Annotated in this window: 18 protein-coding genes; 14 read left to right on the plus strand and 4 right to left on the minus strand. The window is 71.3% G+C overall.

Going from position 1 to position 21,433, the window contains the following annotated elements; translation table 11 throughout:
* Positions 1-12: 12 nt before the first annotated feature.
* The 3 genes from H8R17_RS06785 to H8R17_RS06795 all read right to left on the minus strand — a co-directional run bounded on the left by H8R17_RS06785 (position 13) and on the right by H8R17_RS06795 (position 3,294).
* Positions 13-921 carry a carbohydrate kinase gene (locus tag H8R17_RS06785; protein ID WP_187822215.1) on the minus strand — a complete coding sequence of 303 codons (909 nt, stop codon included), beginning with the start codon at positions 919-921 and terminating at the stop codon, positions 13-15.
* Complete coding sequence (locus H8R17_RS06790; protein ID WP_187822216.1) at positions 918-2,003, minus strand: LacI family DNA-binding transcriptional regulator; 1,086 nt, start codon at positions 2,001-2,003, stop codon at positions 918-920. Before H8R17_RS06790 ends, H8R17_RS06785 begins: the two co-directional genes overlap by 4 nt.
* Before the next feature lie 340 nt (positions 2,004-2,343).
* On the minus strand, positions 2,344-3,294 hold the full coding sequence (locus H8R17_RS06795) for a hypothetical protein (RefSeq protein ID WP_187822217.1): 951 nt from the start codon (positions 3,292-3,294) through the stop codon (positions 2,344-2,346).
* 518 nt (positions 3,295-3,812) lie between these two features.
* Between H8R17_RS06795 and H8R17_RS06800 the strand changes: the two genes are divergently transcribed.
* Complete coding sequence (locus H8R17_RS06800; protein ID WP_187822285.1) at positions 3,813-4,028, plus strand: hypothetical protein; 216 nt, start codon at positions 3,813-3,815, stop codon at positions 4,026-4,028.
* A gap of 120 nt (positions 4,029-4,148) precedes the next feature.
* Here H8R17_RS06800 and H8R17_RS06805 read toward each other — a convergent pair whose 3' ends face one another.
* Positions 4,149-4,316, minus strand: coding sequence for a hypothetical protein (locus H8R17_RS06805; RefSeq protein ID WP_187822218.1), 168 nt, complete (start codon positions 4,314-4,316; stop codon positions 4,149-4,151).
* Positions 4,317-4,650: 334 nt separating this feature from the next.
* Between H8R17_RS06805 and uvrC the strand changes: the two genes are divergently transcribed.
* The 13 genes from uvrC to H8R17_RS06870 all read left to right on the plus strand — a co-directional run bounded on the left by uvrC (position 4,651) and on the right by H8R17_RS06870 (position 21,413).
* Positions 4,651-6,702 carry an excinuclease ABC subunit UvrC gene (gene uvrC / locus H8R17_RS06810; RefSeq protein ID WP_187822219.1) on the plus strand — a complete coding sequence of 684 codons (2,052 nt, stop codon included), beginning with the start codon at positions 4,651-4,653 and terminating at the stop codon, positions 6,700-6,702.
* Positions 6,699-7,658 (plus strand): RNase adapter RapZ, encoded by a 960-nt coding sequence (gene rapZ / locus H8R17_RS06815; protein WP_187822220.1) that lies wholly within the window; start codon positions 6,699-6,701, stop codon positions 7,656-7,658. The genes uvrC and rapZ overlap by 4 nt, the downstream gene beginning before the upstream one ends.
* A complete protein-coding gene (gene yvcK, locus H8R17_RS06820) occupies positions 7,655-8,722 on the plus strand; it encodes a uridine diphosphate-N-acetylglucosamine-binding protein YvcK (protein ID WP_187822221.1) in 1,068 nt (355 codons plus the stop codon). The genes rapZ and yvcK overlap by 4 nt, the downstream gene beginning before the upstream one ends.
* Entirely contained in the window at positions 8,713-9,702 is a 990-nt protein-coding gene (whiA, locus tag H8R17_RS06825) for a DNA-binding protein WhiA (RefSeq protein WP_187822222.1), read from the plus strand. Before yvcK ends, whiA begins: the two co-directional genes overlap by 10 nt.
* A gap of 167 nt (positions 9,703-9,869) precedes the next feature.
* Entirely contained in the window at positions 9,870-12,824 is a 2,955-nt protein-coding gene (locus tag H8R17_RS06830; RefSeq protein ID WP_187822223.1) for a M14 family metallopeptidase, read from the plus strand.
* A gap of 236 nt (positions 12,825-13,060) precedes the next feature.
* Positions 13,061-14,068, plus strand: a complete 1,008-nt coding sequence (gap, locus tag H8R17_RS06835; RefSeq protein WP_187822224.1) for a type I glyceraldehyde-3-phosphate dehydrogenase — start codon at positions 13,061-13,063, stop codon at positions 14,066-14,068.
* A 147-nt stretch (positions 14,069-14,215) separates the two neighbouring features.
* Positions 14,216-15,427, plus strand: coding sequence for a phosphoglycerate kinase (locus tag H8R17_RS06840; protein ID WP_187822225.1), 1,212 nt, complete (start codon positions 14,216-14,218; stop codon positions 15,425-15,427).
* Positions 15,428-15,433: 6 nt separating this feature from the next.
* Complete coding sequence (tpiA, locus tag H8R17_RS06845; protein WP_187822226.1) at positions 15,434-16,210, plus strand: triose-phosphate isomerase; 777 nt, start codon at positions 15,434-15,436, stop codon at positions 16,208-16,210.
* 95 nt (positions 16,211-16,305) lie between these two features.
* Positions 16,306-16,542 (plus strand): preprotein translocase subunit SecG, encoded by a 237-nt coding sequence (secG, locus tag H8R17_RS06850; RefSeq protein ID WP_187822227.1) that lies wholly within the window; start codon positions 16,306-16,308, stop codon positions 16,540-16,542.
* Positions 16,543-16,751: 209 nt separating this feature from the next.
* A complete protein-coding gene (locus tag H8R17_RS06855) occupies positions 16,752-17,087 on the plus strand; it encodes an RNA polymerase-binding protein RbpA (RefSeq protein WP_003957010.1) in 336 nt (111 codons plus the stop codon).
* Positions 17,088-17,231: 144 nt separating this feature from the next.
* Positions 17,232-18,500, plus strand: coding sequence for an MFS transporter (locus tag H8R17_RS06860; protein ID WP_187822228.1), 1,269 nt, complete (start codon positions 17,232-17,234; stop codon positions 18,498-18,500).
* 77 nt (positions 18,501-18,577) lie between these two features.
* On the plus strand, positions 18,578-20,230 hold the full coding sequence (gene pgi, locus H8R17_RS06865) for a glucose-6-phosphate isomerase (protein ID WP_187822229.1): 1,653 nt from the start codon (positions 18,578-18,580) through the stop codon (positions 20,228-20,230).
* 100 nt (positions 20,231-20,330) lie between these two features.
* Positions 20,331-21,413 (plus strand): MerR family transcriptional regulator, encoded by a 1,083-nt coding sequence (locus tag H8R17_RS06870; RefSeq protein WP_187822230.1) that lies wholly within the window; start codon positions 20,331-20,333, stop codon positions 21,411-21,413.
* Positions 21,414-21,433: the final 20 nt, after the last annotated feature.

A 21,433-nucleotide genomic window follows, 5' to 3' on the forward strand; every position in this document is an offset into this window, starting at 1 on the left:
TCGCGGAAGGTGTCAGCCCTCCAGCTCGTGCGCGTACGGCGGTTCCGCCCCCGCCCGCGAGCAGGTGATCGCCGCCGCGCGGGCCGCGAAACCCAGCAGCCCGGCCCAGCCGTCCGCGCCCAGGGCGGCCACCCCCTGCGCACTGAGTGCTTCCCGCAGCGCGAGCCCGTGCAGCAGTGCGGCGTTCACCGTGTCGCCCGCGCCGATCGTGTCCACCACCTCGACCCGCTCGCCCGGCACCGCGTACACACTGCCGTCGCGGGTGAACGCGGTCAGCCCGTCGCCGCCCTGGGTGATCACGACCGCCGCCGGACCGGCCGCCAGCCACTCCCTGGGCGTGCCGCCGAGCCACTCGGCGTCCTCCGCGGACAGCTTCAGCAGCGACACCGACGGCAGCCAGCTCTTGAACCGGGCCCGGTAGGCGTCCGCGTCCGGGATCAGTCCGGGCCGGATGTTCGGGTCCAGCGTCGTGAACACGCCCTGTGCCGCCGCGGCCCGCATCAGCTCCTCGTACGCGCTCGCCCCCGGCTCCAGCACCAGCGAGCAGGTGCCGAAGGAGATCGCGCGCGTGCCCGGCGGCAGCGTGGCGGGCGCCGTGAACAGGCGGTCCGCCGTGCCCGCGACGTAGAAGGAGTACGCGGCAGAGCCGTCCGCGCCGACCGTGGCGACGGCGAGCGTCGTCGGCTCGGTGCCGCGTTGCACCGACGCCACGTCCACGCCGGTCTCGCGCAGCCGGTCCAGCAGGGCCTCGCCGAAGGCGTCGTACGACACCCGGGAGCAGAACGCGGCGGGGGAGCCGAGGCGGCCCAGCGCCACCGCAGTGTTGTACGGGCCGCCGCCGAGCGCCGGCGTCAGCGTCGCGAGGGCGCCCGTGCCCTGCGGCACCAGGTCGATCAGGGCCTCACCGGCGACGACGATCATGAGACGGTTCCTTTCTCGGGCAGACCGGGGTGATCGGGCAGAGCGGTCTGATCGGGCTGCGTCGGTGCGTCGGGGCAGCCGCACGAGGTGCGGTGGACGAACCTGCAGGGCAGCCGCACGGTCCGGGCGGGCCGGTCCGCCTCGGCTATGCGATCCAGGAGCACCTGGACCGCGAGGGCGCCGATCTCCCTGCTGGGCTGCGCGATCGCGGTGAGCCGGGGCGCGAACAGGTCCGCCCAGGCGAAGTCGTCGAAGCAGCACAGCGCGATGTCCCCGGGCACGGACAGACCGCGCCGGTTCAGGGCGCGCAGCGCGCCGATGGTCATCGCGTTGTTGGCGGTGACCATCGCGGTGGGCGGCGCGGCGAGGGCCAGCAGGGCCGCGGTGGCCTGCTCCGCGCCCGCCGACTCGGAGTCGCCGTGCACCAGAAGCCGTTCGTCGAAGGGGAGCCCGGCGCTCGCGAGGCCGTGCCGATACCCAGTGATCCGCTCGTCGGTGGTGCTGAGCCCGGGGCGGCCCGCGACCAGGGCGATCCGGCGGTGGCCGAGGCCGACGAGGTGAGTGACCAGCCGGGCCGTCGGTCCGGCGTTCTCGGCGCAGACCTGGTCGAAGCGCGGGCCCGCGTCGGTGCGGGTGTCGACGACCCGGTCGAGGAAGACGGCCGGTACGGCGTGCCGGTCGAGGTAGGCGAGGAGGCCGCGCGGGTCCGCCGAGGGAGCGACGATCATGCCGTCCACCCGGCGCTCGTGCAGCAGCTGGACGACCTTGCGCTCGTGCTCCGGATCGTCGTGCGGGTCGGCGATGAGCAGGCTGTAGCCGTGGTCCAGGGCACTGGCCTCGACGCCCTGGAGGATCTCCGTGAAGTAGGGGTTGCTGATCGCCGACACCGCCAGCCCGATGGACCGGGTGCGGGAGGTCACCAGGGAACGGGCCAGGGAGTTCGGGGTGTACCCGAGCTCCTCGACGGCGTCGAGAACCGCCTGGCGGGTGTGAGGTAGTACCGGCCGGGTGCCGTTCAGCACATGCGAGACGGTCGCCACGGAGACCCCGGCGCTCCGCGCGACATCGGCCATGGTCGGCATGGCGCTCCCTTCCCGTCACGGCCCCGGCCTCCCCGTCACGACCCTGGCCTTGCTGCCGCGGTCTTCCCGTCGCCGTCGCAGGCGCCGTGCTGTTCTCGCAGGCGTCCGCCGCCGTCGCAGGCTCTCCACGCGTTGCCGCCGCGGCATCCCGTCGATCCCGTCGCGGCTTCAAGCCCGGACCGTATCTCATCCGGCGGCCGACGTAAACGCTTGCGCAAGCGTTTACGTCGATCGGGTAAGTCGACCAGGTTCGTGCCGCTCCAACCGCCCATACCGAGCAGGCTGCGAGGAACCACCCTCGCGCCGGCGCCGGTTCAGACCGGGCAGGAGGGCCGCCCGGTCACTCCCAGTCCCACTCGATCCCGACGACTCCGGACCGAACCCGCGGCACCACGAGATGCACCGATCGGTGCCGTTCGCTGATCGCCAGCTCCTGCCGGCCGCTGCGCGGCGCCGCCGCCGAGTGCTGCGTGAACCGGCGGCAGCGCACCGGCACGGCCTGCGCGTCGAACCCCACCTGGAGGACGTACTGGCCGCCCGGGGCGCCGAAGCCGCGCAGATACTCGCGGGACACACCGGCCGTGCCGTCCTCGACGCCGTACCGGAAGAGGAAGGTGTCCCCGGCCCGCAGCCGCGTGTCGAAGAACAGCTCGGCCGCGAGAACGCCGGTGTCGTGGTGCAGGCGGACGCGTCCCGTACGGCAGTTCTCCAGTGCGCGCACGGTCATGCGCTCCGGCACGCACCCCGGGTCGCCGTGGTGGACGGCCACGAAGCGGTCGGCGCCGTCCCGGTGGGCGCGCACGATGTACTGCGCCTCGCGCCCCGCGAGCTCCCGGCGCGCCCCGATGCGGACCCGCTCGTGGTGCCCGAGGTTGTGCAGCCCTCCGTCCGCCGCCCAGTCCAGCTCCGCCAGCAGCTGGTCGAGGACGCCCGAGGCCGCCACCAGGGAGCGGTAGGACCGGGCGCCGGGCCGCTGTCCGGCCGCGCGCTCGGCGGACTCGGCGAGCAGCCGGATCAGCGACTCTTCGGGCAGGTGCAGGATCTCCTCCAGCGCCCGTACGGCCCGCAGCGACTCCGGGCGCTGGGGCCGCCGGGCGCCCTGCTGCCAGTAGCTCAGGCTGGTGACGCCGACCTTCACGCCGTGCCGCGACAGATGGTGCTGGACGCGCTGCAGCGGCAGGCCGCGGGCGGCGATCGCGGCCCGCAGGGCGACGTGGAAGGGGCCGCCGCGCAGGAGCGAGTCAAGTTCCGCGGTGGCGACGTCCGCGTGCGGTGTGGCGTGCTGCGGCATGCAGGGCCTCTCTGTGAAGTCCACAACGGCTGGGCAGACCGTTCGCGCGGGCCGGCCGGGACCGCCCGCGCCGACGCAGGGGAGGACCTCACACCCGTGCGCCGTCGCTCGGGGTCCCGAGCTCCCCCGCATTGAAGCGTGTTGACCAATCCGCGACAACACCTGAGATCCAACAACGGCGTGCGACCGCCCCGTCCGTTGCGGGGTTCGGCGCCGGACGGCAGCATGGCGTCGACCGGCCAGGAGATCGAGCAGACGCGGGAGCCGGGCGCGGGGCGCAGGTCCACTCCTGGGGTGGCGAGGATCGCGTGCAACCAGGAGGCCAGTACGATCCCGCCCGCGATGCCGATGGCCATGGCGAGCACGGTGAGCAGCAGCGTGGTGCGCAGCCGCTCCAGGACCGCCGGGGCGAAGAGATACTTCCCGGCCGTCTCCCACACTGGGACTGCTGGACCGGCTGGCTGCTCAGGGGCTTTCAGTGCCGGTGATCGTGGCCGATGCCGGCTACGGCCGCAGCGTTGCCTTCCGGCTCTGTTGTCCTACGTCATGCGGTAGACCCCAAGGAGATCGCCCGTTCGGCCAAGGCCGAGCCGTATCAGCCTGAGTACGGAGGGCTGGGACCCGCCCACCACCGCACCTGGCGCGGCTGGCACCACCACGTCCCCCTCGTCACCGCCGCCCAGGGCTTCCTCACCCTCCGGCGGACCCGCCCCAAAGCCCACACGCCGGTCTGACGCTCTACCAGGTCCTGGACGCGCTCCAGGACCTACTGCAGTGCTGGACCGGCACCTGCACCACCTGCGGCCGCCCCCTCCCCACAAGCAGGCCCAGAGCCAGAACCCGACGAAGCGCTACTAGGAACCGTCGGTTTCCTTCCGCGCCGCGAGCCGCAGGCGCTTGGCGCGCACTATGTCCGGGTCGCGGGGATCCAGGTCCAGAACCTCGGCCGGCGCGTACGGGTCGTCCGCGTAGCGGCGGGCACGGATCGGCCGCCGTCGTCTGTCGATCCGCGTCTGTCGCATCGGAGCCGCCCTTCGACCGGTGACCGGCGCCTTCTCGTCCGAGACGGCCGGCCGCTCTGACAACCTGTGTCCGCACCGACACGGCCCCCGCCCGGTGGGCGGCGCCGCGTTGTCGCTACGGAAAGCCTGCATTCCCGCTTCCGGCGGGCCGTAACCCACCAGGTGGGGCAGGGAGTTGGGAAGCGGTCCGCAGCGGGGGCGCCGGGCGCGGGCCGCTGGGCCGTGCGGGTGACCGGGCACGACCGCCGGAACGGGCCCGCCGAGCGCCCGTCCGGCGGCCGCCATGCCCGCCGGGGCCGCCGCAGTGTCGGTCCCCGCCAGTAGGGTGTGAGACATGGCCGACCCCTCCAGCTACCGCCCCAAACCAGGAGAGATCCCGGACTCTCCGGGGGTGTACCGGTTCCGCGACGAGCACCGCCGGGTGATCTACGTCGGAAAGGCGAAGAGCCTGCGCCAGCGCCTGGCGAACTACTTCCAGGACCTTGCGGGCCTGCACCCGCGCACCCGCACCATGGTCACCACGGCGGCGTCCGTGGAGTGGACGGTGGTGTCCACGGAGGTCGAGGCGCTGCAGCTGGAGTACTCCTGGATCAAGGAGTACGACCCCCGGTTCAACGTCAAGTACCGCGACGACAAGAGCTACCCCTACCTCGCGGTGACGATGAGCGAGGAGTTCCCGCGCGTGCAGGTGATGCGCGGCCACAAGAAGAAGGGAGTGCGCTACTTCGGGCCGTACGCGCACGCGTGGGCGATCCGCGACACCGTGGACCTGCTGCTGCGCGTCTTCCCGGTGCGCACCTGCTCGGCCGGCGTCTTCAAGAACGCCGCCCGCACCGGCCGCCCCTGCCTGCTCGGCTACATCGGCAAGTGCTCCGCGCCCTGCGTCGACCGGGTCTCCGCCGAGGAGCACCGCGAGCTGGCCGACGAGTTCTGCGACTTCATGACCGGCCGCACGGGCACGTACATCCGCCGCCTGGAGAAGCGGATGACCGAGGCGGCCGGGGAGCTGGAGTACGAGCGTGCGGCCCGCCTGCGCGACGACATCGAGGCCCTGAAGAAGGCCATGGAGAAGAACGCGGTCGTGCTCGCCGACGCGACCGACGCCGACCTGATCGCGGTCGCCGAGGACGAGCTGGAGGCGGCCGTGCAGATCTTCCACGTGCGCGGCGGACGCGTGCGCGGCCAGCGCGGCTGGGTCACCGACAAGGTCGAGGAGATCACCACCGGCGCCCTGGTCGAGCACGCCCTGCAGCAGCTGTACGGCGAGGAGAGCGGGGACGCCGTCCCCAAGGAGGTGCTGGTTCCGGCCCTGCCCGACCCGGTGGAGCCGGTCCAGGAGTGGCTGACCGGCCGCCGCGGGTCCAACGTCTCGCTGCGCATCCCACAGCGCGGCGACAAGAAGGCACTCATGGAGACCGTGCAGCGCAACGCCCAGCAGGCGCTCGCCCTGCACAAGACCAAGCGCGCCTCCGACCTGACCACGCGCTCGCGTGCCCTGGAGGAGATCGCCGACGCCCTCGACCTGGACAGCGCCCCCCTCAGGGTCGAGTGCTTCGACATCTCTCACCTCCAGGGCGACGACGTCGTGGCCTCCATGGTCGTCTTCGAGGACGGACTGGCCCGCAAGAGCGAGTACAGGCGCTTCCAGATCAAGGGCTTCGCCGGTCAGGACGACGTCCGGTCCATGCACGAGGTGATCACCCGCCGGTTCAGGCGCTACCTCGCCGAGAAGGAGAAGACCGGCGAGTGGGCCGACGGCGAGAACACCCTCACCGACGAAACCGACGACCTCAAGGACGACGAAGGCCGGCCCAAGAAGTTCGCCTACCCGCCCCAGCTCGTCGTCGTCGACGGCGGACAGCCGCAGGTCGCCGCCGCCCAGAAGGCCCTGGACGAGCTCGGCATCGACGACATCGCCGTGTGCGGCCTCGCCAAGCGCCTGGAGGAGGTCTGGCTGCCCGGCGACGACGACCCGGTGGTGCTGCCCCGCACCAGCGAGGGCCTGTACCTGCTCCAGCGCGTCCGTGACGAGGCCCACCGCTTCGCGATCACCTACCAGCGCAGCAAACGCGCCAAGCGCTTCCGCGTCGGCCCCCTGGACGACGTGCCCGGTCTCGGCGAGACCCGCAAGCAGGCCCTGATCAAGCACTTCGGGTCGGTGAAGAAGCTGCGGGCCGCGACCATCGACCAGATCTGCGAGGTTCCCGGCATAGGCCGCAAAACGGCTGAAACCATTGCTGTGGCACTCGCCCAGGCGACCCCGGCCGCACCTGCCGTCAACACGGCGACTGGGGAGATCATGGAGGAGGAACCCGGAACAATGGGCTCCAGTGGGGAGCCCGTGAAGACGGGCGCCTCGGACGAGCGACGGGGGCAGGAGACATGAATGTGAACAAGCACGACGGGCAACAAGATCAAGGCGGAGACGGAGCACAGGTGAGTACGGGCGCGACCAGCGAGGCGGGCGGGGCCCCCGACGCGGCCATCCCCGAGCTGGTGATCATCTCCGGCATGTCCGGGGCCGGCCGCTCGACGGCCGCCAAGTGTCTGGAGGACCTCGGCTGGTTCGTCGTCGACAACCTGCCGCCCGCGCTGATCCCCACCATGGTGGAGCTCGGCGCCCGCTCCCAGGGCAACGTCGCGCGGATCGCGGTCGTCGTCGACGTCCGCGGCCGTCGCTTCTTCGACAACCTGCGCGAGTCCCTCGCCGACCTCGACACGCGCGGGGTCACCCGGCGGATCGTCTTCCTGGAGTCCTCCGACGACGCCCTGGTGCGCCGCTTCGAGTCGGTGCGCCGCCCGCACCCCCTCCAAGGCGACGGCCGCATCGTCGACGGCATCGCAACCGAGCGCCAGTTGCTGCGAGAGCTGCGCGGCGACGCCGACCTGGTGATCGACACCTCCGGGCTCAACGTGCACGAGCTGCGCGCCAAGATGGACGCCCAGTTCGCCGGCGAGGAGGAGCCCGAGCTGCGAGCCACCGTCATGTCGTTCGGCTTCAAGTACGGCCTCCCCGTCGACGCCGACCTGGTCGTGGACATGCGGTTCCTGCCCAACCCGCACTGGGTCCCGGAGCTGCGCCAGTACACCGGCCTCAACGAGGAGGTGTCGGCGTACGTCTTCAACCAGCCCGGCGCCAAGGAGTTCCTCGACCGGTACGCCGAGCTGCTCCGCCTCGTGCAGACCGGCTACCGGCGCGAGGGCAAGCGCTATGTGACCATCGCCGTCGGCTGCACCGGCGGCAAGCACCGCTCCGTCGCCATGTCGGAGAAGCTCGCCGCCCGGCTCGCCGCCGAGGGTGTGGAGACGGTGGTCGTGCACCGGGACATGGGACGCGAATGACCGGACGTACACCACGGCTGAGCCGGCTGCGCCGCGTGGTGCCCGAGGGACGCGGCGGCCGGTCCGTCGAGGCCCGCGGCGCCAGACCACGCCGGCGCGGCGCCCAGCCCAAGGTCGTCGCCCTCGGCGGCGGCATGGGTCTGTCCGCCTCGCTGGCCGCGCTGCGCCGCATCACCGGCGACCTCACCGCCGTCGTCACGGTGGCCGACGACGGCGGCTCCAGCGGGCGCCTGCGCGACGAGCTGGGCGTGCTGCCGCCCGGCGACCTGCGCAAGGCGCTGGCCGCGCTGTGCGGCGACGACGACTGGGGCCAGACCTGGGCCCGGGTCATCCAGCACCGTTTCCAGTCCCAGGGCGAGCTGCACGAGCACGCGGTCGGCAACCTGCTCATCGTCGCCCTGTGGGAGCAGCTCGGTGACCACGTCCAGGCCCTGGACCTGGTCGGCAAGCTGCTCGGCGCGCACGGGCGCGTGCTGCCCATGTCGGCCGTCCCGCTGGAGCTCCAGGCCCTGGTCAGGGGGCACGACCCGGAGCGGCCCGACGAGATCGACACGGTACGGGGGCAGGCGACGGTCGCGCTCACCCCCGGCGAGGTGCAGACCGTGCGCCTCGTGCCGCAGGAGCCGCCGGCCGTCCCCGAGGCGGTGGAGGCCGTCCTCGACGCCGACTGGGTGGTGCTGGGCCCCGGCTCCTGGTTCTCCTCGGTCATCCCGCACCTGCTGGTGCCCGAACTGCGCGACGCACTCACGGCGACGAAGGCGCGCCGGGTGCTCTCCCTGAACCTCGCCCCGCAGCCCGGAGAAACCGAGGGCTTCTCCCCGCAGCGTCATTTGGAGGTTTTGGGACGACACGCCCCTAAACTCGCCCTGGACGTGGTGCTGGCCGACGAGGCCGCCGTGCCCGACCGCGCCTCGCTGACCGACGCCGCCAAGCGGTTCGGGGCCGCGGTCGAGCTGGCGCCCGTGGTCCGGCCCGACGGGACACCGAGGCACGACCCGGAGCTGTTGGCCGCCGCGTACGACCGTATTTTTCGGATGCATGGAAGGATCGGCCCATGGCGATGACGCCAGCGGTGAAGGACGAGATCTCCCGGCTCCCCGTCACCCGGACCTGCTGCAGAAAGGCGGAGGTCTCCGCCAATCTGCGGTTCGCCGGCGGCCTCCACCTGGTGAGCGGGCGCATCGTGATCGAGGCGGAGCTGGACACCGCGATGGCGGCCCGCCGCCTCAAGCGGGACATCCTGGAGATCTTCGGCCACAGCTCGGAACTGATCGTGATGGCGCCCGGCGGACTGCGCCGCGGCTCGCGCTACGTCGTGCGCGTCGTCGCGGGCGGCGACCAGCTGGCCCGCCAGACCGGCCTGGTCGACGGCCGGGGCCGCCCGATCCGCGGCCTGCCCCCGCAGGTGGTCTCCGGCGCCACCTGTGACGCCGAGGCGGCCTGGCGCGGCGCGTTCCTGGCGCACGGCTCGCTGACCGAGCCCGGCCGCTCCTCCTCCCTGGAGGTGACCTGCCCAGGCCCCGAGGCCGCGCTCGCCCTGGTCGGCGCCGCCCGCCGCCTGCAGATCGCCGCGAAGGCCCGGGAGGTGCGCGGCGTGGACCGGGTGGTCGTCCGCGACGGTGACGCGATCGGCGCCCTGCTCACCCGGCTCGGCGCCCACGAGTCGGTGCTGGCCTGGGAGGAGCGCCGGATGCGCCGCGAGGTGCGCGCCACGGCCAACCGCCTCGCCAACTTCGACGACGCCAACCTGCGCCGCTCCGCGCGCGCCGCCGTGGCCGCCGGTGCCCGCGTGCAGCGCGCCCTGGAGATCCTCGGCGACGACGTCCCCGAGCACCTGGCCGCCGCCGGGCGCCTGCGCATGGAGCACAAGCAGGCCTCCCTGGAGGAGCTGGGCGCGCTCGCCGACCCGCCGCTCACCAAGGACGCGGTGGCCGGCCGTATCCGCCGCCTGCTCGCCATGGCCGACAAGCGCGCCGGCGACCTCGGCATCCCGGGTACGGAGGCGAACCTCTCGGAGGAGCTGGCCGACAACCTCGTGGGGTGAGCTGACACAGCACCAACCTGACACGGAACCAACACGCCGGTGCCGACGCCCACTTGGGTGATCGGCACCGGCGTTTGCGTGTCGTTGAGGCGCTCTTGACCGGATCGCGCGGTGGCATGAGCCTGGCAACCATTCGTCCTTGTGGCGAACCACCGCTAGGGGGGTTCATGAGACACAGAGCGAGATCGATCCTCGCTGTCGGCGCGCTCCTGATCGGCGGAGCGAGCCTCGCACCCATCGCCCGGGCAGAACCCGGAAGCTCACCCGCATCCGACACCGCCGAAGTCAAGGTCTTCCGCGCCGACGTCACGCAGCAGCAGGTACCTCTGCTGCTGGCGGCCGGACAGGACGGCCACGAACTCGGCGAACGGGTGCCCGACAAGGGCACGGGTACCGTCGAGCTCTACCTCACCGACCAGCAGGCGAAGAAGCTGGAGAAACAGGGTGTCGACCTCACCGAACACACCCTCTCCACCAAGGCCGAGGCGCGCGTCGAGGACGCGGCGCAGAGCGTGTTCCGCCCGTACGGCGGCAGCGGCGGCCTGAAGGAGGAGATCCTCAGGGCCGGCCAGCGGCATCCCGGCCTGACCAAGGTCGTCTCCATCGGCAAGACGATCAAGGGCCAGGACATCCTCGCGCTGAAGCTCACCAAGGGCGCGAAGAAGTCCAAGGACGGCTCCAGGCCCGCCGTGCTGTACCTGTCGGCGCAGCACGCGCGCGAGTGGATCACGCCGGAGATGACAAGGCGGCTGCTCCACCACTACCTGGACCACTACAAGACCGACAAACGCATCAAGAAGATCGTCGACACGACCGAGCTGTGGTTCGTCCCGACGGCCAACCCCGACGGCTACGACTACACGTTCGAGAGCGACGACACCCGCCTGTGGCGCAAGAACCTGCGGGACGTCAACGGCGACGGCACCATCACCACCGGGGACGGCGTCGACCTCAACCGCAACTTCGCCTACAAGTGGGGCTACGACGACGAGGGCTCGTCCCCCAACCCCACCAGCCAGACCTACCGCGGCGCGGGACCGAACTCCGAGCCCGAGACCCGCGCGATGGACGCCTTCCAGAAGCGGATCGGCTTCACCTACGGCATCAACTACCACTCCGCGGCCGAACTCATCCTTTACGGCGTCGGCTGGCAGGTCGCCACCCACACCCCGGACGACGTCCTCTACGAGGCCCTCGCCGGCACCCCCGACGAGCCCGCGATCCCCGGCTACCACCCGCAGCTCTCCTCCGAGCTGTACACCACCAACGGCGAATCGGACGGCCACGCGGCCAACGTCAACGGCATGGCGATGTTCACCCCGGAGATGTCGACCTGCGAGACCGCCTCGAACGCCGACCCGAACGACGCGTGGAAGCCCACCGACTGCCGTTCCATCTTCACCTTCCCGGACGACGAGAAGCTGATCCAGCAGGAGTTCGCGAAGAACATCCCCTTCGCGCTCTCCGTCGCCGAGTCCGCCGCCCACCCCGACCGGCCGTCCTCCGCGGTCGGCCTGAGCGCCGCCGACTTCACCCCGGCCGCGTTCACGACGTCGTACTCGCGCGGTGCCGACCAGGAGGTCTCCGTCGTCGCACGCAAGTCGGTGCGGGACAAGGAGCTCAAGTACCGCGTCAACGGCGGCCGCACCGAGGACATGGCGCTGAAGCCGTGGAAGGGCGGCCAGACGTACGGCGGTGACGACAACCTTCACTTCGACGAGTACCGGGCCGAGGTCGCCGACGGCGACCCGGGTGACAAGGTCGAGGTGTGGTTCACCGGCGAGACGAAGAGCGGGAAGCCCGTCTCCAGCAAGCGCTTCACCTACACCGTCGCGGAGCGGCCCCGGGCGGACACCCTCGTCGTCGCCGAGGAGGGCCAGGCCGCCACACAGGCGCAGAAATACGTCGACGCGCTCAGGGCCAACGGCCGCAGGGCGGTGATCTGGGACGTCGCCACCCGGGGCGCGCCCGACGCGCTCGGCGTGCTGAGCCACTTCGACACCGTCCTCCACTACACGGGCGCGAGCGTCCCCGGCGTCGCCACCCAGCTCCAGCTGCGCGCCTTTCTCAACGAGGGCGGCAAGCTCCTGGAGGCCGGCGAGCAGGCCGGCGGCAGCGTCGACCTCGGCGGCGGTGTCCTGTCCGACGACTTCAGTCAGTACTACCTGGGCGCCTACTCGCGTACGTCGACCTCCGGGGCCACCGGCTTCACCGGCGCCGGCAAGCTGGGGGGCTTCACCGGCGCCCTCGGGGGCACGCCCGGCAACCCGCTGGACAAGGCCGGCACGTACGGGGTCACCTCCGACGAGCTGCCCGCCGACGAGTTCCCCCAGTTCGCGAGCGCGGGCGCGGGACAGTTCGCCGGGACGGCCAACCCGTACGGGCCGTATGCGGGCTCGTTCATGGCCGCCGCCGTCCACACCGACGATGCCTACAAGCGCCTCACCCGCACCATCGACCTCACCGGCACCGGCGCGGCCGACAAGCCCACGCTCGGCACCCGGCTGTTGTGGGACACCGAGTCCGGCTACGACCACGTGCTGGTCGAGGCCCGCACCGCCGGGGGCGACGACTGGACGACGCTCCCCGAGGCGGGCGGCGCGACCGGGACCGCCGTGCCGGCCGACTGCGCGGGCGGCTTCTACGTCGGTGAGCACCCGTGGCTGAAGCACTACCTGACCGTGGCGGCCGACGGCTGCACCGCGACCGGCACCACCGGGAAGTGGAACAGCCTCACCGGCGCCTCCGACGGCTGGCAGCAGGTGGCCTTCGACCTGAGCGCGTACGCGGGGAAGACGGTCGAGGTGTCGATCAGCTACGTCACCGACCCCGGCACCGGCGGCCACGGCGTCCTCGCCGACGAGGCCTCCCTCGTCGTCGGCGGCACCGCCACCGAGACCGAGGGCTTCGAGACCTCGCTCGGCGCCTGGAGAGTCGCCGGACCGCCCCCGGGCAGCCCGGCCGTCCAGAAGGACTGGTCCCGCAGCGGAGCGCTCTTCCAGACCTACGGCGCGGTCACCACGGGCGACACCGTGCTGCTGGGCTTCGGCCTGGAGCAGATCCCCGCGGCGGCCGACCGAAAGGCGCTCATCAAGAAGGCCCTCGGGGCACTGGAAGGGTGACGACCCCAGTCAACAGGCACTGACACTCCGTAGCGAAATCGAGTGAACCGACCCCTGTCGCGGGCTCCGGTCCGGGCGGTCCGTACCCCTACTGGCGGGTACGGACCGCCCTGCCGTGTATGGGGCATCTAGATGTCACCCCCGACGGCCCGGGGAGGTAGGGTCGGGGGTGGTCGGGGACATCCCATACAGCTCGCCGGCATCGAGAGCCGGCGTACCAACGAGGAGATCGGTTCGTGACGATCCGCGTAGGCATCAACGGCTTTGGCCGCATCGGTCGTAACTACTTCCGCGCGCTGCTGGAGCAGGGTGCAGACATCGAGATCGTGGCTGTCAACGACCTGGGTGACACCGCGACCACCGCCCACCTGCTGAAGTACGACACCATCCTGGGCCGCCTCAAGCAGGAGGTCTCCCACACCGCCGACACGATCAGCGTCGGCGACAAGACCATCAAGGTCCTGTCGGAGCGCAACCCCGCCGACATCCCCTGGGGCGAGCTGGGCGTCGACATCGTCATCGAGTCCACCGGCATCTTCACCAAGAAGGAAGACGCCGCGAAGCACCTCGACGGCGGCGCCAGGAAGGTCCTCATCTCGGCTCCGGCCAAGGACGAGGACATCACCATCGTGATGGGTGTCAACCAGGACAAGTACGACCCGGCGAACCACCACGTCATCTCCAACGCCTCCTGCACCACCAACTGTGTGGCGCCGCTGGCGAAGGTCCTCGACGAGAACTTCGGCATCGTCAAGGGCCTGATGACGACGGTGCACGCGTACACGAACGACCAGCGCATCCTGGATTTCCCGCACAAGGACCTGCGCCGCGCCCGTGCCGCCGCCGAGAACATCATCCCGACCACCACCGGTGCCGCCAAGGCCACCTCCCTGGTCCTGCCGCAGCTCAAGGGCAAGCTGGACGGCATCGCGATGCGCGTCCCGGTCCCGACCGGCTCGGTCACCGACCTGGTCGTCGAGCTCGGCCGCGAGGTCACCAAGGAAGAGGTCAACGCCGCCTTCCAGAAGGCCGCCGAGGGCGAGCTGAAGGGCCTCCTGGAGTACACCGAGGACCCGATCGTCTCCTCCGACATCGTCAACGCCCCGGCGTCCTGCACCTTCGACTCCTCCCTGACCATGGTCCAGGAGGGCAAGAACGTGAAGGTCATCGGCTGGTACGACAACGAGTGGGGCTACTCCAACCGCCTCGTCGACCTGACGGTATTCGTCGGCAACCAGCTCTGATCAACACCGAAGCAGGCACCTTTGATGTGAGGCCAGGGCTCGGGCAGCGCAGGGACGCGCTGTCCGAGCCCTGACTCACGTACAGCTCGGACATGTTGGATCACGAGCGTTTCCGAGCGATCACGAGCCCTCCTCAGGAGCCCCCTCATGAAGACGATCGACGAACTCCTCTCCGAAGGCGTCGCGGGCCGGCGGGTCTTCGTCCGCGCCGACCTGAACGTGCCGCTGGACGGCACCAGCATCACCGATGACGGCCGCATCCGCGCCGTGCTGCCCACCGTCAAGGCCCTCGCCGAGGCGGGCGCCCGCGTGGTCGTCGCCTCGCACCTCGGCCGCCCCAAGGGTGCCCCGGACCCGGCGTTCTCCCTCGCCCCGGCCGCCGCGCGCCTCGGTGAACTCCTCGGCCCCGACGTCCGGTTCGCCACCGACACGGTCGGCGAGTCCGCGCAGTCGACCGTCGCCGGCCTCGCCGACGGCCAGGTCGCGGTCATCGAGAACCTCCGCTTCAACGCCGGCGAGACCGCCAAGGACGACGCCGAGCGCGGCGCCTTCGCCGACCGGCTCGCCGCCCTCGCCGACCTCTACGTCGGTGACGGCTTCGGCGCGGTGCACCGGGGGCACGCCTCCGTGTACGACCTCCCGGCCCGCCTGCCGCACGCCGCCGGCTACCTCATCGCGAACGAGGTCGCCGTCCTGAAGAAGCTCACCGAGGAAGTCCAGCGGCCCTACGTGGTCGCCCTCGGCGGCGCCAAGGTCTCCGACAAGCTCGCCGTGATCGACCAGCTGCTCGGCAAGGCCGACCGGATCCTCATCGGCGGCGGCATGGCGTACACCTTCCTCAAGGCCAAGGGCTACGAGATCGGCAAGTCCCTCCTCCAGGAGGACCAGATCCCGGTCGTACAGGAGTACGTCGAGCGCGCCGAGAAGACCGGCGTCGAGCTGGTCCTGCCGGTCGACACGCTGGTCGGGCCCGGCTTCCCGGACCTGAAGACCAAGGCCCCGGCCAACCCCACGGCCGTCGCCGCGGACGCCATGCCCGCCGACCAGGAGGGCCTCGACATCGGCCCGGAAACCCGCAAGCTGTACGCCTCGAAGCTCGCCGACGCCGCCACCGTCTTCTGGAACGGCCCCATGGGCGTCTTCGAGCACCCCGACTACGCCGAGGGCACCAGGGCGGTCGCCCAGGCCCTCATCGACTCCCCGGGCTTCACCGTGGTCGGCGGCGGCGACTCCGCCGCAGCCGTCCGCACCCTGGGCTTCGACGAGAACGCATTCGGCCACATCTCGACCGGTGGCGGCGCCTCCCTCGAATACCTCGAGGGCAAGACGCTCCCCGGCCTCGCCGCACTGGAGGACTGACCCCGCATGACGACTCGCACGCCGCTGATGGCGGGCAACTGGAAGATGAACCTCAACCACCTCGAGGCCATCGCCCACGTCCAGAAGCTCGCCTTCGCCCTGGCCGACAAGGACTACGAGGCCGTCGAGGTCGCCGTCCTGCCGCCCTTCACCGACCTGCGCTCCGTGCAGACCCTGGTCGACGGCGACAAGCTGAAGATCAAGTACGGCGCCCAGGACATCTCGGCGCACGACTCCGGCGCTTACACCGGCGAGATCTCCGGCCCGATGCTGGCCAAGCTGAAGTGCACGTATGTGGTGATCGGCCACAGCGAGCGCCGCCAGTACCACAACGAGAGCGACGCACTTGTGAACGCCAAGGTCAAGGCCGCTTTCAAGCACGGCCTGACCCCGATCCTGTGCGTCGGCGAGGAGCTGGAGGTCCGCGAGGCGGGCAGCGCCGTCCCGCACACGCTCGCCCAGGTCGAAGGCGGTCTGAAGGATCTCCCGGCCGAGCAGGCCGAGACGATCGTGATCGCCTACGAGCCGGTGTGGGCCATCGGCACCGGCAAGGTCTGCGGCGCCGGCGACGCCCAGGAGGTCTGCGCCGCCATCCGCGGCAAGATCGCCGAGCTGTACTCGCAGGAGCTCGCCGACAAGGTCCGCGTCCAGTACGGCGGCTCGGTCAAGTCCGGCAACGTCGCCGAGATCATGGCCCAGGCCGACATTGACGGCGCCCTGGTCGGAGGTGCCTCCCTGGACGCCGATGAATTCGTCAAGATCGTGCGCTTCCGCGACCAGTGAGTATGCGGTAGCGGCGGAACGTCGTACCCTGGCGGGGTCCAGCACATTCTGCTGGGCCCCGTCGTCCATCCGAATCCGAGGAAGTTGGTCCAGCCGTGGTTCTGGGGTTCTCCATCGCCCTGATCGTCTTCAGCCTGCTGCTGATGCTGCTGGTGCTGATGCACAAGGGGAAGGGCGGCGGCCTGTCCGACATGTTCGGCGGTGGCATGCAGTCGTCCGTCGGCGGCTCCTCGGTCGCCGAGCGCAATCTCGACCGGATCACCGTCGTGGTCGGTCTGCTGTGGCTCGCGTGCATTGTCGTGCTCGGTCTGCTGATGAAGGCGAACAACTGACCACTGCGCGTATTCCGCACGCATTCCGACGCAAGGCCCCATGTTCGGTACGCGCTCGTGAGCGCGGCCTATCATGGGGCTTGCGTCAGAGTGGGGAGCTTGTAACTCCGATCACTGGACGCGCGTTGGGCCTTACGTAGACTGAGGCGCTCGCAGCGAAGCGGCACGCCGACTCGCTTCGCCGCACCATCACGCAGGGAGTTACGACCGTGGCAAGTGGCAACGCGATCCGAGGAAGCCGGGTCGGGGCGGGGCCGATGGGCGAGGCCGAGCGCGGCGAGTCCGCGCCGCGTCTGCGCATCTCCTTCTGGTGCTCCAACGGGCACGAGACACAGCCCAGCTTCGCCAGTGATGCGCAGGTCCCCGACACCTGGGACTGCCCGCGCTGCGGCTTTCCCGCCGGGCAGGACCGGGACAACCCGCCGGACCCGCCCCGCACCGAGCCCTACAAGACGCACCTGGCGTATGTGCGGGAGCGCCGCAGCGATGCCGACGGCGAGGCGATCCTCGCCGAGGCGCTCGCCAAACTGCGGGGCGAGATCTAGGAGTTGAACCGGCCGGGCACCCGAGGGCGCCTGGCCGGAGTTGTTTCTCCCCTGGCCGTCCTTCCGGCGGCCGGCTCTTCCGCGGACCGATTGTCAGTGGTGCCCTCTACGGTTTGTGTATCGGGCGAACCGTGAGGGGGAGTTGTGGCGACGGTCGAGGCCGCGGGTGTGCGCGGGCCCGCGTGGCGCGGGGGTTTCGGACGGTTGTGGAGCGCCGCGGTGCTGTCCAGCTTCGGAGACGCGCTGCGTACGGCCGCGCTGCCGCTGCTGGCCGTGACGCTGACCGACGATCCGCTGCTCGTCGCCTGCGTCGCCGCCTGCGGCTATCTGCCCTGGCTGGTGTTCGGGCTGCTCGGCGGCGCCGTCGCCGACCGCGTGGACCAGCGGCGCGCGATGTGGACCGTGGATGCCGTACGCGGACTGCTGGTCGCCGGTTTCGCGGTGGCCGTCGCGCTCGGTCACGCCTCGATCGGCCTGCTGATCGCGCTGGCGTTCGCCCTCACCACCCTCCAGACACTGTTCGACAACGCCGCCACGGCCCTGCTGCCCTCCCTGGTGGACCGGGCGGCGCTCGGCAGCGCCAACGCGCGTCTGATGACCGGCCAGCGCGTCGCGGGCGGCCTGCTGGGCGGGCCCGTCGTGCCGCTGCTGCTGACCGCCGGGGCCGCCGCGCCCTTCGCGGCCGACGCCGTCACGTTCCTGGTGGCCGCCGCGCTGGTCGCCTCCCTGCGCGCCGGCGCGCCCGAGCGGAAGCCGAGACCGGCGGGCAGCACCCTGCGCCGGGAGATCGGCGAGGGCCTGCGCACCCTGGCCCGGGACCGGGTGCTGCGCGGGCTGTGCGCCGCCACGGCCCTGTGCAACATCGGCATGGGCGCCCTCATCGCCACGCTGGTGCTCCTCGTGACCGGCTGGCTGGACGCGGGCACCGCCGGATACGCGGCCGCCATGACCGCGTACACGGCCGGCAGCCTGGCCGGGGGAGCGGCCAATCGCCGGTTGGTGGCCCGCGTCGGTGCCGTCCGCGCGGTGCTCGTCGCCGGAGTCGCGCAGATCGCCGCGCTCCTCGTGATGGGCTCGGTGCGCAGCCTGGCCGCACTGGTGGCCGCGATGGCCGCCTTCGGGTTCATGGGGCTGGTGTGGAACGTCAACACCACGACGCTCATGCAGCAGCGCAGCCCCGCGGAGATGCTGGGCCGGGTCAGCTCCGCCTACCGGACGCTGGCGGTCGCCGGCGCGCCCCTGGGCGCACTGCTCGGCGGGACCGTCGCGACCGCCTGGGGCAGCAACAGCCCGGCGCTGCTCACCGCCGCCTTCTTCGTCCTGGCTGTCATCGCGCTGATACCCGTGCGCAAGCCGGACGTACCTGTCGTTGTACCGGACGACGGAGCTACGACAGCCCACGTCCACCGCTGATCAATTAGGTTGGGACGGGCAGCGGGGCAAGGTACGCAGCAGCCACAGGCAGGCAAGGAAGAAGGCGGAAGTCCGAGATGAACGCAGACGGCCGTACCAGGCTCAACCAGATGCCGGAGTGGACCGCTCTGGCCAAGCACCGTGCAGAGCTCGGCGAGGTGCAGCTGAGCGAGCTGTTCGCCGCCGACCCGGGCCGCGGCTCCGGGTACACGCTCACGGTCGGCGACCTGCACGTCGACTACTCCAAGCACCTGGTCACCGACGACACCCTGCGGCTGCTGCGCGAACTGGCCGCCGCCACCGGCGTCCTGGGCCTCGGGGCCGCCATGTTCCGCGGCGAGAAGATCAACACCACCGAGAACCGCGCCGTGCTGCACACCGCGCTCAGGGCCCCGCGTGACGCCGTGATCGAGGTCGACGGGCAGAACGTCGTCCCCGCGGTGCACGCCGTCCTCGAGAAGATGGCCGACTTCGCGAACCGGGTGCGCTCCGGGGAGTGGACGGGCCACACCGGACAGCGCATCCGGAACGTCGTCAACGTCGGCATCGGCGGCTCCGACCTGGGCCCGGCGATGGCGTACGAGGCGCTGCGCGCCTACACCGACCGCTCGCTGACCTTCCGCTTCGTGTCGAACGTGGACGGCGCCGACCTGCACGAGGCCATCCGCGACCTGGACCCGGCCGAGACGCTGTTCATCATCGCCTCCAAGACCTTCACCACCATCGAGACGGTCACCAACGCCACCTCCGCGCGCACCTGGCTGCTGGAAACGCTCGGTGCCGAGGCCGCCGTCGCCAGGCACTTCGTGGCGCTGTCGACGAACGCCGAGAAGGTCGCCGAGTTCGGCATCGACACGGCGAACATGTTCGAGTTCTGGGACTGGGTCGGCGGCCGGTACTCCTACGATTCGGCGGTCGGCCTGTCGCTGATGATCGCCATCGGCCCGGACGGCTTCCGGGAGATGCTCGACGGCTTCCGCCTCGTCGACGAGCACTTCCGTACCGCGCCCGCCGAGTCCAACGTGCCACTGCTGCTGGGCCTGTTGGGCATCTGGTACGGCAACTTCCACGGCGCGCAGTCGCACGCGGTGCTGCCGTACAGCCACTACCTGTCCAAGTTCGCCGCCTACCTCCAGCAGCTCGACATGGAGTCCAACGGCAAGTACGTCGGCCGGGACGGGCGTGAGGTGGAGTGGGAGACCGGGCCCATCGTGTGGGGCACGCCGGGCACCAACGGGCAGCACGCCTACTACCAACTCATCCACCAGGGCACCAAGTTGATCCCGGCGGACTTCATCGGCTTCGCCCGGCCGGTGGACGAGCTGAGCGAGCAGCTCGGCGCCCAGCACGACCTGCTGATGGCCAACTTCTTCGCGCAGACGCAGGCGCTGGCTTTCGGCAAGACGCCGGACGAGGTGCGGGCGGAGGGCGTGCGGGAGGAGCTGGTGCCGCACAAGACGTTCAAGGGCAACCACCCGACGACCACGATCCTCGCGCGCGAACTGACCCCGTCCGTGCTCGGCCAGCTCGTCGCGCTCTACGAACACAAGGTGTTCGTCCAGGGCGCGGTCTGGAACATCGACTCCTTCGACCAGTGGGGCGTGGAGCTGGGCAAGGTCCTCGCCAAGCGCGTCGAGCCCGCCCTGACCGAGGGCGCCGAGGTCGAGGGCCTGGACGCGTCCACGAAGGCTCTGGTCGCCACGTACCGGGAGTTGCGCGGTCGGCAGTGACCCACGGGTGGGAGGTGGATGGCGCGCGCCCGTCCGCTTCCCACGGCAGCCCGGCGGCTCTTTTGACCTTCGAGTCGCTTGAAGGCCCACAATCGCCGGCATGGACTACGACACCGACGGGCTGATGAGCATCGGGGCGTTCGCGCGCCGGGTGAGGCTGGCACCGAGCGCGCTGCGCTTCTACGACGACTGCGAGGTGCTGCGCCCCGCCCACGTGGACGACGGCACCGGCTACCGGTGCTACGCCCCCGAGCAGGAGGCCCGCGCGGTGCTGGTACGGCGGCTGCGCGAGACCGGAGTGCCGCTCGGCGAGGCCGGCGTGGTGCTGGACGGCAGCCCCGAGGACGCCCGTGCCGCGCTGCGGGAGTACGCCGGGAAGGCCCGGGAGAGCGCGGCGTCGGCGCAGGCGGTGATCGAGGAGATCCTGCGCGAGCTGCTGGACTGCGAGCCACGGACCGGGGCGTGGCTCGGCGGTGCGGAGCTGGCCGGTGCCGTGCGGCAGGTCGCGCCCGCGGCGGCCGGTGCGGCCGTACGGGAGGAGTTCCCCGCGCTGGGCTGCGTGCTGATCGAGATCGACCATCAGGAAGTGCGGCTGGTGGCCACGGACCGCTACCGGCTGGCAGTCCGGGCGCTGCGGCCCTTGCGCGTCGAGGGCGAGCCGTGCCGCGCCCTGATCGACGTCACGGAGCTGACGGAGGCCGCGGCCTGGGCGCTGCGCCGTCCCGAGGTCGGCATCGAGGTGGACGGACGGGGCGCGCGGCTGACCGGCGACTCGGGGTCACTCCCTCTGCCCGCCGTCGAGGAGGAGTTCCCCGACTACCAGCTGCTCCTCGACGACCTGCCGGTCATCCGGCACCGCGTCATCACCGACCGGGCGGCCCTGCGCACCGTCCTGACCGCCGCGCGGCACAGCGGGCCGGTCACGCTGCACGCCGACGGGCAGCGGCTGGACGTGGCCTTCCGAGGCGCGGCCCCGACCACGCTCACCGCCGTCCGCACCGGAGCGCCGGTACGCATCGCCTTCGACCCGGACGTCCTGCTGGCGGCGGTCGACGCCGGTGTCGGCCCCGACGTGCTGCTGGAGATCTCGACACCGGACCGGCCGGTGGTCGTCCGCTCCGCGGACCAGGGCAGCTTCACGACACTGGCGATGCCGGCCCAGGACACCGGCGCCCCTGTGTGACAGCCGCACCACCGACCACA

The sequence above is a fragment of the Streptomyces sp. TRM68367 genome (assembly GCF_014495685.1).
GTDB lineage: Bacteria > Actinomycetota > Actinomycetes > Streptomycetales > Streptomycetaceae > Streptomyces.

Bases quoted from the DNA above. Each gene is read 5' to 3' on its own strand.
- H8R17_RS06785 (WP_187822215.1), bottom strand. From the start codon at position 921: ATGATCGTCGTCGCCGGTGAGGCCCTGATCGACCTGGTGCCGCAGGGC.
- H8R17_RS06790 (WP_187822216.1), bottom strand. From the start codon at position 2,003: ATGCCGACCATGGCCGATGTCGCGCGGAGCGCCGGGGTCTCCGTGGCG.
- H8R17_RS06795 (WP_187822217.1), bottom strand. From the start codon at position 3,294: ATGCCGCAGCACGCCACACCGCACGCGGACGTCGCCACCGCGGAACTT.
- H8R17_RS06805 (WP_187822218.1), bottom strand. From the start codon at position 4,316: ATGCGACAGACGCGGATCGACAGACGACGGCGGCCGATCCGTGCCCGC.
- uvrC (WP_187822219.1), top strand. From the start codon at position 4,651: ATGGCCGACCCCTCCAGCTACCGCCCCAAACCAGGAGAGATCCCGGAC.
- rapZ (WP_187822220.1), top strand. From the start codon at position 6,699: ATGAATGTGAACAAGCACGACGGGCAACAAGATCAAGGCGGAGACGGA.
- yvcK (WP_187822221.1), top strand. From the start codon at position 7,655: ATGACCGGACGTACACCACGGCTGAGCCGGCTGCGCCGCGTGGTGCCC.
- whiA (WP_187822222.1), top strand. From the start codon at position 8,713: ATGGCGATGACGCCAGCGGTGAAGGACGAGATCTCCCGGCTCCCCGTC.
- H8R17_RS06830 (WP_187822223.1), top strand. From the start codon at position 9,870: ATGAGACACAGAGCGAGATCGATCCTCGCTGTCGGCGCGCTCCTGATC.
- H8R17_RS06840 (WP_187822225.1), top strand. From the start codon at position 14,216: ATGAAGACGATCGACGAACTCCTCTCCGAAGGCGTCGCGGGCCGGCGG.
- tpiA (WP_187822226.1), top strand. From the start codon at position 15,434: ATGACGACTCGCACGCCGCTGATGGCGGGCAACTGGAAGATGAACCTC.
- pgi (WP_187822229.1), top strand. From the start codon at position 18,578: ATGAACGCAGACGGCCGTACCAGGCTCAACCAGATGCCGGAGTGGACC.
- H8R17_RS06870 (WP_187822230.1), top strand. From the start codon at position 20,331: ATGGACTACGACACCGACGGGCTGATGAGCATCGGGGCGTTCGCGCGC.